18 protein-coding genes are annotated in these 14,790 nt (G+C 74.1%); 4 read left to right on the forward strand and 14 right to left on the reverse strand.

Annotated elements, in window-relative coordinates:
• Window positions 1-172: 172 nt before the first annotated feature.
• From ACFVQ3_RS02855 to ACFVQ3_RS02870, 4 genes are all read right to left on the reverse strand, one after another.
• The gene (locus ACFVQ3_RS02855) at window positions 173-988 is read right to left on the reverse strand and encodes a hydrolase (RefSeq protein ID WP_387634836.1); all 816 of its coding nucleotides are present in this window, start codon (window positions 986-988) and stop codon (window positions 173-175) included.
• Between the two features lie 189 nt (window positions 989-1,177).
• Entirely contained in the window at window positions 1,178-2,608 is a 1,431-nt protein-coding gene (locus ACFVQ3_RS02860) for an MFS transporter (RefSeq protein ID WP_387634839.1), read from the reverse strand.
• On the reverse strand, window positions 2,605-3,594 hold the full coding sequence (locus ACFVQ3_RS02865) for a polysaccharide deacetylase family protein (protein WP_387634842.1): 990 nt from the start codon (window positions 3,592-3,594) through the stop codon (window positions 2,605-2,607). Before ACFVQ3_RS02865 ends, ACFVQ3_RS02860 begins: the two co-directional genes overlap by 4 nt.
• On the reverse strand, window positions 3,578-4,828 hold the full coding sequence (locus tag ACFVQ3_RS02870) for an ROK family protein (protein ID WP_387634844.1): 1,251 nt from the start codon (window positions 4,826-4,828) through the stop codon (window positions 3,578-3,580). The genes ACFVQ3_RS02865 and ACFVQ3_RS02870 overlap by 17 nt, the downstream gene beginning before the upstream one ends.
• 298 nt (window positions 4,829-5,126) lie before the next feature.
• On the opposite strand from ACFVQ3_RS02870, the gene ACFVQ3_RS02875 reads away from it, so the two are divergent.
• On the forward strand, window positions 5,127-5,861 hold the full coding sequence (locus tag ACFVQ3_RS02875) for a hypothetical protein (RefSeq protein ID WP_387634846.1): 735 nt from the start codon (window positions 5,127-5,129) through the stop codon (window positions 5,859-5,861).
• Between the two features lie 6 nt (window positions 5,862-5,867).
• Here the strand turns inward: ACFVQ3_RS02875 and ACFVQ3_RS02880 are convergent, their stop codons facing one another.
• The 3 genes from ACFVQ3_RS02880 to ACFVQ3_RS02890 form a co-directional block, all read right to left on the reverse strand.
• Window positions 5,868-6,338 carry a hemerythrin domain-containing protein gene (locus ACFVQ3_RS02880; RefSeq protein ID WP_387634849.1) on the reverse strand — a complete coding sequence of 157 codons (471 nt, stop codon included), beginning with the start codon at window positions 6,336-6,338 and terminating at the stop codon, window positions 5,868-5,870.
• 178 nt (window positions 6,339-6,516) lie between these two features.
• On the reverse strand, window positions 6,517-7,152 hold the full coding sequence (locus tag ACFVQ3_RS02885; protein WP_387634851.1) for a uridine kinase: 636 nt from the start codon (window positions 7,150-7,152) through the stop codon (window positions 6,517-6,519).
• A gap of 135 nt (window positions 7,153-7,287) precedes the next feature.
• Window positions 7,288-7,500 (reverse strand): hypothetical protein, encoded by a 213-nt coding sequence (locus tag ACFVQ3_RS02890; protein ID WP_387634853.1) that lies wholly within the window; start codon window positions 7,498-7,500, stop codon window positions 7,288-7,290.
• 91 nt (window positions 7,501-7,591) lie between these two features.
• On the opposite strand from ACFVQ3_RS02890, the gene ACFVQ3_RS02895 reads away from it, so the two are divergent.
• A complete protein-coding gene (locus tag ACFVQ3_RS02895) occupies window positions 7,592-8,008 on the forward strand; it encodes a VOC family protein (RefSeq protein ID WP_387634856.1) in 417 nt (138 codons plus the stop codon).
• 56 nt (window positions 8,009-8,064) lie between these two features.
• Here the strand turns inward: ACFVQ3_RS02895 and ACFVQ3_RS02900 are convergent, their stop codons facing one another.
• From ACFVQ3_RS02900 to ACFVQ3_RS02915, 4 genes are all read right to left on the reverse strand, one after another.
• Window positions 8,065-8,367 carry a hypothetical protein gene (locus ACFVQ3_RS02900; RefSeq protein WP_387634858.1) on the reverse strand — a complete coding sequence of 101 codons (303 nt, stop codon included), beginning with the start codon at window positions 8,365-8,367 and terminating at the stop codon, window positions 8,065-8,067.
• 55 nt (window positions 8,368-8,422) lie between these two features.
• Window positions 8,423-8,713, reverse strand: a complete 291-nt coding sequence (locus ACFVQ3_RS02905) for a DUF4287 domain-containing protein (RefSeq protein ID WP_387634861.1) — start codon at window positions 8,711-8,713, stop codon at window positions 8,423-8,425.
• A 60-nt stretch (window positions 8,714-8,773) separates the two neighbouring features.
• The gene (locus ACFVQ3_RS02910) at window positions 8,774-9,619 is read right to left on the reverse strand and encodes an alpha/beta fold hydrolase (RefSeq protein ID WP_387634863.1); all 846 of its coding nucleotides are present in this window, start codon (window positions 9,617-9,619) and stop codon (window positions 8,774-8,776) included.
• 63 nt (window positions 9,620-9,682) lie between these two features.
• Window positions 9,683-10,420: a DUF4386 domain-containing protein gene (locus ACFVQ3_RS02915; protein WP_387634865.1), complete on the reverse strand. Its 738-nt coding sequence runs from the start codon at window positions 10,418-10,420 to the stop codon at window positions 9,683-9,685.
• A gap of 50 nt (window positions 10,421-10,470) precedes the next feature.
• On the opposite strand from ACFVQ3_RS02915, the gene ACFVQ3_RS02920 reads away from it, so the two are divergent.
• Window positions 10,471-11,124, forward strand: coding sequence for a TetR/AcrR family transcriptional regulator (locus tag ACFVQ3_RS02920; RefSeq protein WP_387634867.1), 654 nt, complete (start codon window positions 10,471-10,473; stop codon window positions 11,122-11,124).
• Between the two features lie 78 nt (window positions 11,125-11,202).
• Here ACFVQ3_RS02920 and ACFVQ3_RS02925 read toward each other — a convergent pair whose 3' ends face one another.
• The gene (locus ACFVQ3_RS02925; protein ID WP_387634870.1) at window positions 11,203-11,817 is read right to left on the reverse strand and encodes a DUF305 domain-containing protein; all 615 of its coding nucleotides are present in this window, start codon (window positions 11,815-11,817) and stop codon (window positions 11,203-11,205) included.
• A 287-nt stretch (window positions 11,818-12,104) separates the two neighbouring features.
• Between ACFVQ3_RS02925 and ACFVQ3_RS02930 the strand changes: the two genes are divergently transcribed.
• Window positions 12,105-13,439, forward strand: coding sequence for a hypothetical protein (locus ACFVQ3_RS02930; RefSeq protein WP_387634872.1), 1,335 nt, complete (start codon window positions 12,105-12,107; stop codon window positions 13,437-13,439).
• A gap of 70 nt (window positions 13,440-13,509) precedes the next feature.
• On the opposite strand, the gene ACFVQ3_RS02935 is transcribed toward ACFVQ3_RS02930, so the two are convergent.
• Together ACFVQ3_RS02935 and ACFVQ3_RS02940 are read right to left on the reverse strand one after the other, a co-directional pair.
• Window positions 13,510-14,064 carry a DoxX family protein gene (locus tag ACFVQ3_RS02935; RefSeq protein ID WP_387634874.1) on the reverse strand — a complete coding sequence of 185 codons (555 nt, stop codon included), beginning with the start codon at window positions 14,062-14,064 and terminating at the stop codon, window positions 13,510-13,512.
• A 122-nt stretch (window positions 14,065-14,186) separates the two neighbouring features.
• On the reverse strand, window positions 14,187-14,756 hold the full coding sequence (locus tag ACFVQ3_RS02940; RefSeq protein ID WP_387634876.1) for a GNAT family N-acetyltransferase: 570 nt from the start codon (window positions 14,754-14,756) through the stop codon (window positions 14,187-14,189).
• Between the last annotated feature and the right edge of the window lie 34 nt (window positions 14,757-14,790).

Below are 14,790 nucleotides of genomic sequence, written 5' to 3' on the forward strand. Positions count from 1 at the left end.
GGGGCCCCCCCGCGGGCCGGTCCCCCCCCCCCACTCCCGCCGCCCCCCCCGCTCGTGCGCGCTTGCTCCGGGCGGGGCTGTCCGTGGGCCCCGGGGACAGCCCGAACTGCACACTCGACGCGGCGGAGCGCCGGCGGAGCGCCCGCGGAGCCCCCAGCGACCGTCCGCGGAGTCACGTGAGGTGGTCGAAGTCCCCGCGCACCCACGCCACGTGCCGGTCCGCGGACCGCCGCACGACGCCCCGCGCATCCACCGGGATCACGCCCTCGAAGTTGTTGTAGAGCCGGTCGAACGCGAAGCGCTCGACGTGGGTCGCGACCCGGTCCACCACGGCACCCGACAGCGGGATCCGGTTGGGGTAGCTGCGCATGAAGCTCACCGACGTGCGGTCGGGGTTGGCGAAGATCGTGTCCCCGCTGAGCAGGACGCCTCGCCCCTGCGCACCGGCCGCCCAGTGGACGACCGCGCTGCCGGGGAAGTGTCCGCCCGGCTGCGAGAGCGTCACGCCCGGCAGGATCTCGCGGTCCTCGGACCAGGTCTCGATCACCGGGTCGGGGCGGGCGACCCACCCGGCGTCGGCCTCGGCGACGAGCACGGGCACGCCCCCGAGCGCTCGGCTCCACTCCACCTGGACCCCGAACATGTGCGGGTGGCTCGCGACGACCGCCACGACCTCGCCCAGCGCGAGCACCCGGCGGACGGCGTCGTCGTCCAGGTACCCGACCGGGTCCCAGAGCAGCATCCCCGCCGGTGTCCGGACGATCTTGGACTCCTGCCCGATGCCCACCCCGGGGTGCCCCGCGAGCGCGAACAGGTCCGGTTCGAGCTCGGTCACGGACACCTCGTGGCCCTCGGCGGCGAGCTCGTCGAGCGTCGTCCACGCCTGACCGGACTCGGGCACCCACTGGCGCTCGTCGGCGCAGATCGCGCACACCTCGGGACGGTCGGCGTGCTCGACGGCGCACGTCCGGCAGATCCACCACGTCATCGGGGTCGTCCTCTCCTCGTCAGGGCCTCTCCTCGTCAGGGCCTCTCCTCGTCAGGGCCGCGCCTCGTCGGAGCGGGCGTGGCCCAGGGGTCACGCCCACTCTGACACGCCCCCGGGCCACGGGACCTGTCGGAACCAGCGTGGTGCGTGGACCACGCGGGTTCCGACAGGTCGTCGGGGGCGCGGGCGTCAGCGGCTCAGCACCTCGGCGTCCTGCGGCTCGTCGTCACCGGCCGCGTCGTCCGGCACGTCACCGGCCGCGTCGCCCGAGCCGCCCACCGGCGGCGCGTCGAGCCCGCGCAGCGGGTACGCCCAGAAGCAGAGCCAGGCCAGGCCCGCCACCACGAGCGGCACACCGCCCATGAGCACCCTGATCCCGGTCGACACGGTCTCCGGCTGGGCCGCGACCGAGAGGCCGGCGTCGTAGCCCGTCACGCCGAGAACCACGGCGATCACGACCGCCTGCACGATCACCGACCCGCGCACCACGAACCCGTTGACCCCGAAGTACATGCCCTCGCGGCGCAGCCCGGTGCGCCGCTCGTCGTCGTCGATCACCTGCCCGAGCGCGACCTCGAGGAGCTGCATCATGCCCGCGACCCCGATGCCGACGAGCCCGGCCACGGCCATCGCCCCCGGGATCGAGCCGGAGACCATGAACAGCCCGACGGCCACGCCGTACGCCGCGACGGACCAGAGCAGCGCCTTGCGCGGGCCGACCTTGCGGACCACCCAGGACCAGCCGACGATCGCGGGGATCGCGACGACGAAGATCGGCGCGAGCACGAGCGTCGCGTCGGCCTCGGCGCCGCCGAGCACGTAGCGCACGTAGAACGGCACCGACGCGAGCAGGATCGCGGTCGTGGACTGGAGGAGCAGGGAGCCCAGGACGTACGTCACGAACGCCTTGTTCGCGAACGTGTACCGGAGCTGGTCCCGCAGGGGCAGCGCGGCCTCGCGAGCCCTGACCTCGACCTCGTCGACGGGCCGCTCGACCATGCCCGCGAGGGACCACACGAAGAACGCGAGGCACAGCGCGCCCAGCACGAGCCCCATGCCGACCCACCCGAGCGCCGACCCGTAGAGCAGCGGCGCCGCGGCGGTGCCGAGGATCATCCCGACCAGTCCGAAGATCTGGCGCGGCGTGTTGCCGCGGGCGCGCTCCGCCGTCGTGCGGAAGATCTCCGGGAAGAGCGCCGAGGTGTTGAGGACGACCGCGACGTACGCGACGTCGTAGACCGCGACCACCACGAGGAACCACACGAGCAGACCCGCGGGGCTCACCTCGGGCGGCATCCACACGAGCGAGAACGCCGCGACGAGCGGCACGATCCCCAGCCCGATCCACGGGACGCGCCGCCCCCAGCGGGTGCGGTGCCGGTCGGAGGCCGCGCCGACGAGCGGGTTGAGGAGCGCGTTGAGGATGCCGTGCGCGACCATCGCGCCCGCGACCCAGCCTGCGGGGAGCCGCAGGTGGTCGACGTAGAAGAACACGACGAAGGCCGAGAACGTCTGCGCCATGAGGTTCGCGGGGAACGCCGAGGCACCGTAGGCGAGGGTCTGGCCGCGCGTGGGGAGACCGGTCAGGCGGCGGTCGCGCAGTGCCGTGAGCGCGCTCATCGCGCACCCCCGACGGCGTCGCTCGCCCGGGCGGCCGGGTTGCCCGAGACGTCGCGCACCCGGGGTTCGAGCCCCCGCTGGACGTCGCGCAGGTCGCGCCAGCCGACGCGCACGATCCCTTCCTCGGCGAGCGTCGCGGCGACGTCGGGGTCTGCCAGCAGCCGGCGCTCGAAGCCGCGCTTGGCGACGGCGTAGTCGGCGACGTCGCCGAGCTCCTCGTCGTCGAGCATGGGGTGCAGGAAGACCTCGGTGACCCCGGGTTCGATCGCGCGCAGCAGGTCGAGGAAGCCCACCTTCATCGAGGCGTAGTCCTCCTCGTCGGGCGTCCCCTCCCCCAGCAGCTCGAACGGGTGCGTCGTGAGGTGGTCGAGGATCACGACGCCGGCCGCGTCGGCTGCCGCCGCGGCCTGGTCGAGCACCGACCGGTAGGTGTCGGGCAGCCCCAGGCCGACCGTGCGGGGCAGCCGGAACGGCAGGCCGTGCCGGGCCGCGAGCTCGAAGACCTGCGGCAGGAAGCTGCGTCCCGTCTCGAGCCCGTAGACGGAGCCCATGTGGTTGTCGAGGTGCGTGACGTCCATGCCCGCGGCGAGCGCCGTGTCGAGCTGGGCGGCGAGCTCGGCCGCGACGTCGGCGTCGCTCGCGCGGGTCTCGACGCTGCGGCAGTCGGCCGGGAAGTAACCGGCGTCGTCGACGAGGGTCGTCCCGGTCCCGATGAGGGGGCGCCAGCGGTACCGGGTCCACTCGCTCGTGAGCACGAGGTGCACACCCAGGTCGAGGTCCGTGCGGTCGGCCGCGAAGGCGAGCGCCTCGGGCGCCCAGGGGCACGGCACCATGAGCGTCGCGGAGTCGAGGTGGCCCGCGACGAGCAGCTCGGTGATCGCGCGGTTCGCGGCGCGGCACATGCCGAAGTCGTCGGCGTTGAGGATCAGCGCCCGGGCGTCCGGCGGGAGGCCGAGCCGGGTCACGAGGTCAGAGGGTGCGGGCATCGTCGGCTCCTCGGGAGGAGAGACCGGGGGCGAGGTCGGCGTCGAGGGGTGCGTCGTCGTCGGACAGGTCCTCGGACTCCGCGGCGCGCTGCACCGCGGCCGTGAAGGCCTGGTCGCGCAGCGTGTCCCGGGCGAGGGCCGCCGCGCCGAGCAGCACCGCGTCGGCCGCGACGGCGCTGGGTTCGACCACGATCGGCAGGATGCCGACCCGTTCGGCGAGGTAGGTCTGGACGCGGCCCAGGACCGCGTCCTCGCGCGCGACGCCCGCCAGGACGATCTTCTGCGGTTCGAGCAGGAGCGCGACCGACGCGATCAGCACGGCCAGGCGCCCGGCGAGCTCGTCGACGACCGCGACCGCGCGCTCGTCGCCGTCGGCCGCGAGGTCGAGGACCTCGTGCGGCGCGAGGCCCGCGGGCAGGCCCGCCTCCTTGGCAGACGTCGCGAGCGACGCGGCGCCGATGCTCTCGGCGCCGAGCGCGCGGCCCGGCTGCGGGAGGAACGCGACCTCGCCGGCCCCGCCCGACGCGCCGCGGTGCAGTTTGCCGTCGATGACGATCCCGGCCCCCAGCCCGATCCCCAGGCGCAGCAGGACGAACGAGTCGAGCCCCTTGCCAGCGCCCGTGCGCTGCTCGGCGATCGCCGCGAGGTTGACGTCGTTCTCGAGCACGACGGGGCAGCCGAGGCCCGTCTCGAGGGCGGCGTGCAGCGTGGGTCCGCCCTTCTCGAGGCCGGGGACGCGGCGCACCATGGCGTGGTCGGCACCCACGATCGCCGGGAGCCCGACGACGGCGCACCGGATCGCGACGGACGCGGCGCCCGTGTCGTGGCGCACCGCGGCGACGCAGTGCGCGGCGAGCTTCTCGACAGCGCTCGCGCGCGCCTCGGGCTCCTTCGCGGACAGCGGCTGCTCGGCGCGGGCCCGGACCCGGCCGACGAGGTCGACCAGCGCGACGCGGACGCGGACGTGGCCGATGTCGACCGCGAGCGCGTAGCCGTGCTCGGGGTCGACGCGGTACAGCGTGGCCGCGGGGCCGCGTCGGTCGTGGTCGAGACCGGCCTCCTCGACGAGCCCGTGCTCGACGAAGGTGCGCAGCGCGAGCGCCACGGTGGTCTTGGACAGGCCCGTGGCCGCGACGATCTCGGGGCGTCCGAGCGTGTCGTGGGCGTCGAGCACCTCGAGGACTGCGCGGGCGTTGATCTCCCGGAGCAGTCGTTGATCTCCTGCAAGAAGCATGTCTACCGGTCTCCGTCGACGGTCGTTACCCCTGGGCACAAGTAGGTCGGAAACCTCCCTACCCGGGCGAGAGTACCCCGCCGGTGTTCACGGCCGCGCGGCGAACCAGCAGGGTTCACCCCGCGCTCCCGGCACAGGACGAGGCACAGGACTCGGGGTTGACCCCGAGGGCGAAATGGGGGGAACACCCGATGTCGCCCGGAGCCCCTCCCGCCCTAGCCTCGATGGTGGTGGGCCCCGCCGGGGGGGTGGGGCCCCCACCACCACTTGCCTCGGACACGACGAACAGGGGATCGACATGCGGACCACACACCGGCGACTGGTGACGGCGGGCCTGGTCGCCGTCACGGCGGTCACGCTCGGGGCGTGCGGGTTCGGGCCGCGATCGATCGCGACCGACACCTACACGGTCACCGACGAGATCACGTCGGTGCGTCTCGACCTCAGCGCCGGGTCAGTCGCGCTGCGCGGGGACGCGGCGGCGACCGAGGTCGGCATCGAGCGCACGGTCGACTACTCGGGCACCTACCCCGAGCAGGAGACGCACCGCGTCGAGGACGGCGTCCTGGTCCTGTCGGGGTGCGGCCGGCACTGCTCGGCGAGCTACTCGATCGACCTGCCCGCCGGGCTGCCCGTCACGGGCGGGACCGAGCACGGCAGCATCGACCTGACCGCGACCGGCGCGGTCGACGTCGAGACGTCCAACGGGTCCATCACCCTCACCGGGATCGACGACGGGATCGTCGCGAGGACCTCGAACGGCAAGGTCACGGGAACCCGGCTCGGCGGCACCGGCGGCGTCGACGCCGAGACGTCCAACGGCTCGGTCGAGCTGACCCTCACGACCCCGCAGGACGTCCGGGCGACGACCGACAACGGCAAGGTCCAGGTCACGGTCCCCGACGGCAGCTACCGGGTGCGCGCCGAGACCGACCTGGGAGGCACCGACGTCACGGTCCCGCACGACCCCGACGGCGAGTTCGCGATCGACGCGTCCTCGTCCAACGGGCGGGTCACGGTCTCGCGGGGCTGAGACCCGTCAGAGCGGGCCCAGGACGTCGCGGGCGTCCGCGTCGAGCGCGAGCGTGTCGAGCACGGTGAGCAGCACGCGTTCCTCGTAGCGGAAGTGGGACTCCATGATCGCGGCGATCCCCTCGAGGTGACGGTCGAGCTCGCCCGGTGGCGCGGACCGGCCGACCGCGTCCGCGAGCCCGCTCACGAGGTGCGCGATCATCGAGTGGTCCTGCCTCAGGTTCCGCAGCGTCCCGACGAGCTCGGGGTGCGCGGCGGCGATCGCGGGGAACAGCTCGCGGTCCTCGCCCTCGTGGTGTCCCGTCAGGGCCGTGCAGAATCCGTGGCAGAACAGCAGCAGGTCCCGGGTCGCAGGTCCGGTGGGCGCTCCGTCGTCGAGCGCGGTCCGGGTGACGCGCAGCGCCTCGCGCAGCCGTTCGTGCACGGCGCGCAGCTCGTGGCTCCAGGCGACGAGCCTGGTCTTCTCGCCCTCAGTCACGCGAGGGCGAAGGGGTCGACGTGGTCATCGTCGTGCTCCTTCGTGTCCGGCGCCTCCATGCCTGGCACGGTCTGCCACCGGCACGCGACGCTGCGCAGACCCTACCGGACCCGTCGCGCGCGGGTGCGCGGCGCCGTCGGGCACCGTGGCCCTTGCCGTTCGCCCCCGGTGCACCGCCTCAGCCCCGCGCGACCCAGGCGGGGCGCCGCGCGTCGTCGACACGCACGACCACGTCGGCCGTCCGCTCGGGCGCGACCTCGGCCCGGTACCGCTCGTACGCGGGCAGCGTCCAGGCCTCGGCGGGCGATGTGCGCCGTGCCAGCGTCGCGTCCTGGAGGGCGAGGTGGACGGTCAGGTCGACGTCGAGCCCGCGCCCGGACGACAGGGACCCGTCGAGCAGCACGACGAGCCCCGGTGGCGCCTCGACGTAGTCGGCGCGCGTCGAGCGCGAGGTCACGGGGTCGCGCAGGCTCGGCAGGTAGCGCCCGTCCCCACCCGGCCCGACGGCGGCGAGCACCTCCCGGTTCAGCGCCCCCACGTCGATCCACCCGTCGAGCAACGAGTCCGGGTCCTCGTGCCCGTGCTCGAGCCGCAACGACGCGGGCCGCAGGAAGTCCCGCACGCTGACGCGCGCCGTCGGGCGACCTGCGACGCGCAGGGATTCGACGAGCGCGTCGGCGAGGTGCTCCGGGCGGGTCGAGGGATGGCCGTCGACGAGGACCCTCGTCGCCGTCCCGTCATCACGCGAACGCTCGACGACGAGCGCGGCCACCCGTGCGACGAGGACCTCCTGGCTGACCGGCTCGACACGCACCGGGCCAGGATGCCACGGCACCCAGCGACGAGGGACCGACCGCGTGTCACTCGACGACGGGCACGGTGGGGAACTCCGGCGAGCTCGGGAGCCGCGAAGGGACCCACAGCGACCTCCGCGCCCGAGGCGCGCGGCTCAGCCGCGCGCGGGCGGGTCCCCGAGGAGCGCCTCGACCCAGCGGACGGACAGGTGGCCGACCGCCGCGATCTCGTCCGGCAACGCTCCCTCGTGCGCCGCGGCCCGTACGACCGCGGCCACGCGTTCGAGCTCCCCCGGGCCCGGCACCCCCGGCAGGTCGGCCGCGAGGGCGGACAGACGGTCGAGCGCGGTCGTCGGAGGCGTGTCCACGGCAGGAACGTACCAAGACGGCACGAATTGCGGGTCGTTCGCGCGCGACGCACGGTGAGAGCCTGTCCACCGCTCCCAGGAGGCGTCCACGATGACCACGTTCCCGACGATCCGGCAGGTCGTGCTCGACACGACCGACGCCCGCGGCCTCGCCGAGTTCTACCGGGCACTGTTCGGCCTGGAGTACCGCGCGGGCGACGAGGCGCCCGCGACCGGTGAGCCCGACCCGGACGGCGCCGACTGGCTCGTCCTGCGCTCGCCGGGCGGGGTGCCGCTCGCGTTCCAGCAGGTCGAGCACCTGTCGCCGTCCACCTGGCCCGACCCGGCCGTCCCGCAGCAGGTCCACCTCGACTGCACGGTCCCCGACCGGGAGGCCCTCGACGCCCAGCACGAGCGCGCCCTGGCCCTCGGCGCCCGCCTGCTCCGGGACCGGTCCGACGACCCCGACGAACCCCTGCGCGTCTACGCGGACCCGTCAGGCCACCCGTTCTGCCTCTTCGTGGGCTGACCTCCCGTCGCGTGCACGACCAGGCCGCCTCTCCGCGGCCCGCGCCGGGAGTGCCGTCAGAGCTCCTCCACGTCGATCAGCCACTGCGCGACGGTCCGGTCCTCGATCGTCATCCGGTACGTCCGCCCCGGGTCGATCGCGTCGTCCAGCCGGCTCTGGCGTTTCTCGTCGACCCCGAGCAGACCGCAGGACGTCCGGACGTCGTAGTAGGTCCTGGAACGGTTCGTGTGCGGGGCCACGTCGCTCTCGACGAGGCAGGTCCGCTCGGTCGTCGTCCAGCTCGCGACCCAGACGACGACCGGCGTCGCGACGACGACGGCCGCGACCGTCCACCCGACCACGACCTTGGGGATGCGCATGGCGTGGACGATACCGGGGCGCGGCCCGTCGTCGGGCAGCAGGGCCGTGCGACGCTCAGGCGGGCTTGGTCGCCTTGCCGTCCAGCCACAGGGTGTCGGACTCGTCGCGGTGCGTGCCCGTCGAGCCGACGTGCTTGCTGTCGATCGTCGGGCCCTTCTTGATCACGTGGACGATAGCCATCGCGTGACCGCGACCGAGGCCGTAGTCCTCCTTGAGCCACTCGACGATCACGCCGGCCTTCACCGCCGGGTCGTCGTAGCCCTTCTCCTGCGCGATCGTCACGAGCTGGCGCGGGGTGAGGCCGGTCTTGTCCTCGACGGCGTCCAGGTAGGCCTGGAATGACATGGTGCTCCTCGTTTCGGGTGGTTCGGACTGGGTACCGGGCCTGCCGGCCCGGGTGAGGCTTCACGAGGTGCCGAGCACCGTGCGCAGACGCTGGGCGAAGGCCGACGGGTCGTCGACGAAACCCGTGTGGTCGCCCGGGAAGAGCGTGGTCGTGGTGCCGAGCAGGGCCGCGAGCGCCGACGACGTCCGGTCGCAGAGCTGACCCGTCGAGTCCTCGCCGACCCCGACGACGACGCGGACGGGAGAGGCGCGCAGCGCCTCGACGTCGGGCTCGAAGAGCGTGGTCCCCAGGAGGTCGTGCGCGAACCAGAAACGTTCGTCCGCGACCTGCTGCGGGTCGCGCTCGCCACCGAACATCTGCTCGACCATCCCCTCCGGGACGTCGATGTCCCCGACCGCGAAGAACTTGCGCCAGGCGCCGACGACGTCGCCCGCCCGGTGGTCGTCCACGAGCTCGCGGGTCGCGGCGTGGAGCCGCTCACGGTCCGGCATGAGGGCGTCGAGCGGCGGCTCGTGCGCGACGACCCTCCGGACCAGGGCGGGCCGCGACTGGGCGAGAGCGAGAGCGGTCACGGCCCCGCCGCTCGACCCGAAGACGGTCGCGGGACCCGCGTCGAGGTGGGCCAGGAGCCGCGCGAGGTCGTCGGCCCGGACCTCCGGCGGCGTGTCCTGCTCCGGGTCGTCGACCGTGCTGCGGTGGATGCCGCGCGGGTCGGTCGTCAGGACCGTGTGGTCGGCCGCGAGCAGGTCGGCGAGCGGCGCGAACGCGTCGGCGTCCATGGGGGCGCCGACCAGCACCACGAGCGGCCCCTGGCCCCTGACCTCGTGGTGGAGCGTGGCGCCCGGGACCCGCAGCGTCCGGGCGGTCGCAGGGACGGTCGCGGGGACGGTCGGGGTGTCGGTCACGGGAACCTCCGGGGGTGCGCAGGACGGGTGGTCGAGGGGGTGGACCTGCCGGACGGCCGGAACTCATCGGTGCGTCGCGCCGGGGCTCACGGCCCTCGCCTCCGCACCCCGCCGCCCGAGCCCGACCGCGATCAGCCAGACCCCGAGGAACACCTCGAACAGGCCCGCCGGGGCGGCGAGCACGAGGCCCGCACCCGCGACCCCGAGGAGCTCGAGCGCAGAGCCGAGAGCGAAGAGCGCGTAGCCCACGGTCCCCCAGAGCGCGACGCCGCGCGGAAGCAGCGCCGCCCGGAGCAGGGTCACGCACAGGACCACGCTGCCCGCCCCGAGCGTCGCCATCCCCAGCGCGTACGCCGCGTCGTCCAGGGCGACGAGCACCCCGCCCACGAGCGGGTCCCCCTGCGCGGCAGCCTGCGCCCAGAGCGCCGCCCCGCCGACGGCGAGCAGGACGGCCTCGACGATCCGGGCCGCGAGGTACGCCGTCGCCGCGACGGGGCTGCGGCGCGAGAGGACGGGGACGAAGAGGATGCCGATGGCCAGGACCGCGAGGGAGTTCACGAGGATCAGGACCACGCCGGTCCCGAGGGGGCCACTACCTGCCGGGCCTCCCTCGGACACGGCGGTCCCCGAGGCGAGCAGGCTCCCTGTGCCGTAGAGGGCGAAGGCGGACAGGAACAGGATGCCGATCGTGGTGGTCGTGCGCCGGTCGGTCGCGGCGCTGTCGGTCACGGCGCTTCTGGTCGCGGCGCTGGCGGTCACGCTGGTGCGGTGCTCGGACATGGCGTCCTCCAGGGCAGACATACGGTGTAAGGCTGGATTTCCGACGCTACCATACGCTGTAAGGTGACTCCATGGCCCGAGCCCCGCTGACCCGAGAGAACGCCCTGCGTGCCGCTGTCCGGATCGCCGACGAGTCCGGCCTGGACGCCCTGAGCATGCGCAGGCTGGCCACGACGCTCGGCGTCGAGGCCATGTCGCTCTACCACCACGTCCGCAACAAGGGCGAGATCCTCGACGGCATGGTCGACCTCGTGATCGGGGAGATCGCCTCCCCGCCACCGGCGACGGGCTGGCGCACAGGGCTCGAGGAGGTCGCCCGCTCGACCCGGACCGCACTCGCACGTCACCCCTGGGCGACGGCCCTGCTCGACTCCCGGTCCACGCCGGGTCCGGCGCGCCTGGCCCACCTCGACGCCATGATCGGCGCGCTGCGCCGCGACGGGTTCACGGTCGCCGCGACCGGACACGCGCTCGCCCTCTTCGACAGCTACGTGCGCGGCTTCGCCCTCCAGGAGCAGGCGCTGCCCGTCCCGGCCGACGGCGGCATCGCCGACGTCGCGACCGACATCATGGCCCAGCAGGAGTCGATGGCGACGTCGTTCCCGCACCTCACGGAGATGGCGACCGAGCTGGTGCTCCGGCCCGGGTACGCGTTCGGCGACGAGTTCGAGGTGGGCCTCGCCGTCGTGCTCGACGGGATCGCGGGCTTCGCACCGCAGGCCTGACCCCGCAGCCGGGCCGACGGACCGCCGCGCCGGGCCGGAGCCACGGCCCCACGGTCCCGCGCCCGCAGGCGCCGCGACCTACCGCCCGAGCAGCGTGTCGATCTCGGCCATCTCGGCCGTCTGCACGTCGACCATGACCTGCGCGAGGTCACGGAGCTCGGCGTGCCCGCCGCCCTCGATCTCGCCCTGCGTCATCGCGATCGCGCCCTCGTGGTGCGAGTGCATGAGCTCGAGGAACGTCCTCTCGGCCGCGGCCACGGCGCTCGCGTCGCCCGTGCTCGCGTCCGCGAGACGCTCGAGGGACCCCATCTGGTCGCTCGTGAGCATGCCGTTCGCGACGTGCACGGAGTGCATCTGCATGAGGTCGTCGAGCCCCCAGGCGTCGGCCCAGCCGACCATGGTCCCGATCTCCTCGGCCTGCCCGTCGAGGATCCGCTGCGCGAGGTCGCGCGTCGGAGCGCTCACGCCGTCGACGGCCAGGATGATCTCGCTCATCTCGACGGCCTGCTCGTGGTGCGGGGTCATCATCGCGACGAAGTGCGTGTCGACGTCGTTGACCTCCGCCGGAGCCTCCGCCGGGCTGCTCGCGGCGGACGCGCTCCCGTCCCCCGAGGAGGACCCGCTCCCTGCCGAGCAGCCCGCGAGGGCGGCGGTCAGGACGAGCGCGGTGAGGGCGACGGGCAGCTTCTTCATGAGGACTCCGGTGTGTCTCGGGATCGCCGGGGCACGCGGGCGCCGGTGCCGGCGAGCGTCCGACCAGCGTAGATGCGGAGCCTGGGAGCCGGCTGTGCACGAGCCTCGGGCCAGAGCCTGCCCCGAACCGACCGGGCCCGACGGCGGCACGTGCGCGACGTCGTCGGGCCCGGAGACGCTCGGGGCGCGCCGGACGAGGCGCCCCGGCACCAGATCACCCTGTGGATCGCGCGCCCGGTCCGTGCCGCCACAGTATGGTCGGCGCACTCGACGAGAGGCCACCGCACATGAGTCCCCACCCGCCCGCGCCGACGCAGACCCGGGAGACACCGACCCTGCCACCCCAGCTGACGGGGTGGCGGCGCCTGTGGACGCGCCCGGCCCTCATGCCGTACGTGCGGCTCGTCGCCCTGGTCCTGGCGGTCAACGTCGCGGCGGCCGTCGCCCTGCTCCCGGGGACGTCGACACCCGCCCGGCTCGACCTGACCCTGACGGCGGCCGCCCTGAACCTCGGGGCCGCGGCCGTGATCCGGCAGCAGCACGTCGTCAACCTGCTGTTCCGTGCCGCCACGAGCGCACCCGTGACATGGCCGCTGCGCGTCCGCGCGGGGCTCGCGAAGGTCTACCACCTGGGCGGGATCCACGTCGGGGCCGCGATCTCCGCGACCGCGTGGTTCACGCTGTTCGCCGCGACGGCCCTGAGCCCGTCGGGGCGGGGCGAGCTGTCGGGGCCGACCCTCGTCGTCGTCGTCGCGCTCGCACTCCTGCTGCTGACGATCGCCGCCCTGGCCACCGCACCGTTGCGCCGCAGGCGCCACGACCTGTTCGAGATGAGCCACCGGCTCGGGGGCTGGTCGACGCTCGCGGGCTTCGCGGCCCTGACCCTCCTGTTCGCTCACGACCTCGCCCCCGCCGACCCCTGGGACGCGATCCTCACGGCCCCCGCGACGTGGGTCCTGGCCGTCGTGGTCGTGTGCGTGGGGCTGCCGTGGCTGCACCTGCGCAAGGTCGCCGTGGACGTGCACACGCCGTCGTCCCACGTCGCGATCGTGCGCCTCCACCACGACCCGAGGACGTTCGTCGGGTCGTCGACCACGATCGCCCGGCACCCGCTCGGCCAGTGGCACCCGTTCGCCAACCTCGTCACGCCGACCCGCCCCGAGCTGCGCCTCGCGATCTCGCGCGCGGGCGACTGGACGGGGTCGTTCATCGACTCCCCGCCCGACCACGTGTGGGTCCGGGGCGTGCCCACGGCCGGGGCGGGGAACGTCGGCAAGCTCTTCCGCAAGGTCGTGTGGATCACGACGGGCAGCGGGATCGGGCCGTGCCTGCCCAGCCTGCTCGCGGGCGCGCCCGCCCACCTGGTGTGGGTCACGCGCACGCCCGAGGCCACGTTCGGCCCCGGGCTCGTCGGCGAGATCACGGAATCGCTGCCCGACGCCCTCGTGTGGGACACGCGCGCCCAGGGCAAGCCCGACCTCGTGGCGCTCGCGCTCGACGCGGTGCGCACGACCGGCGCCGAGGCCGTCATCTGCATCTCGAACCGTCCGACGACGTTCGAGGTCGTCGAGGGTCTCGAGTCGCGGGGCATCCCCGCGTTCGGCGCCATCTGGGACTCCTGAGGGGCGCCCCCTCCCCCGCCCGACGACGTCACGTGCGTGCCCCCGTCGGGCTGCGGCGGGTCTCAGCCCGTCAGCGCGCGTCGCACGTCAGCCGTGCACCCAGGGTGACGGCCGCGACCACGGCCGCCGCGGCGACGAACACGACGTCCTTGAGGACGTACTGGCCCATGAGCGTCATGCCGTCGCCGAAGAGCTCGCCGGCGAAGAGCACGACCGGCGACATCATGCCGACCAGCGCGACCGCGAGCACGACCAGACCGACCTTCAAGGCACGTCCCGTCAGGAGGGTCAGCCCGATGAAGGTCTCGACGACCGCCGTCAGGACGACCGCCGCCGTGCCCTCGACGACGCCGAAGGTCAGCGCACCGACGGTCTGCGTGACGATCTGCTCGGCCGGGCTCGCACCGGGCAGGAACTTGAGCACGCCGAACCCCAGGAACACGAGGCCGAGCGTGACCCGGAGCGCGGGGACCGACCAGCGGGTGAGGTGGGCGGCCAGTGCGACGACCACGGCATCGGCCCGGCCCAGGAGCCCCGGCCGCGCGGGTGGGGCCTGGTTGGCAGGTGCGGCAGGTGCGGGCGGCGAGGGCGGCGAGGGCAAGGTCTGGGTTCCGGCAGCAGGCATCTGTTCTCCTCGTCGAGAGCGTGCGGACGGGCGGCGCTCTGCGGAGAAAGCACCGTGACGTCCGGATTTGTGATGGCTCGCCGAGCGTAGCCATCGCGGATGAGGGCCAGATGAGGCGGGGCTCAGCCCGCGAGGCGGGCGTGCAGGTGCATGTCGTGCCAGCCGTCGACGTGCTTGCCGCTCTCCCGGAGCGTGCCCTCGGGCAGGAACCCCGCAGCGAGCGCGACCCTGCACGACGCCTCGTTGCGCGTCGAGTGCACGAGCCGCAGGCGGTGCAGGCCCAGGTCCTCGAACGCCCACGTGACCAGCAGCCCGACGGCCCGGGGAGCGATCCCGCGGCCCCGCGCGGCAGGCAGGACCCAGTAGCCGACCTCGCCCCCGCCCTCGTGCAGGTCGAGATGGTGCAGGGCGGCACGGCCGACCACGACCCCGTCGGACTCGACCGCCCAGTCCCCGGCCGCCTCCTGCACCCAGTGCTCGTCCCGCGAGTCGACCCAGGCCTCGGCCTCGGCGACGTCGTCCATCGCGCGAGCGTGCCAGAGCTGGATCGCCGGGTCCTGGTAGGCGGCGAGCAGGGTCGGGGCGTCAGCCCGCGTCCACGGGCGCAGCGTCAGGCCGCCACCCGCGAGGACGGGCATCGGCTGCGCGCTCAGACGGCCGGGGTGGACGGTGGGCTCGGTGAGGATCGGCACGCGAGCGATGATCCCACGAGGGTTGCGGAGCGGT

The organism is Oerskovia sp. NPDC057915 (assembly GCF_042887685.1).
In the GTDB taxonomy this organism is placed as follows: Bacteria; Actinomycetota; Actinomycetes; order Actinomycetales; family Cellulomonadaceae; genus Oerskovia.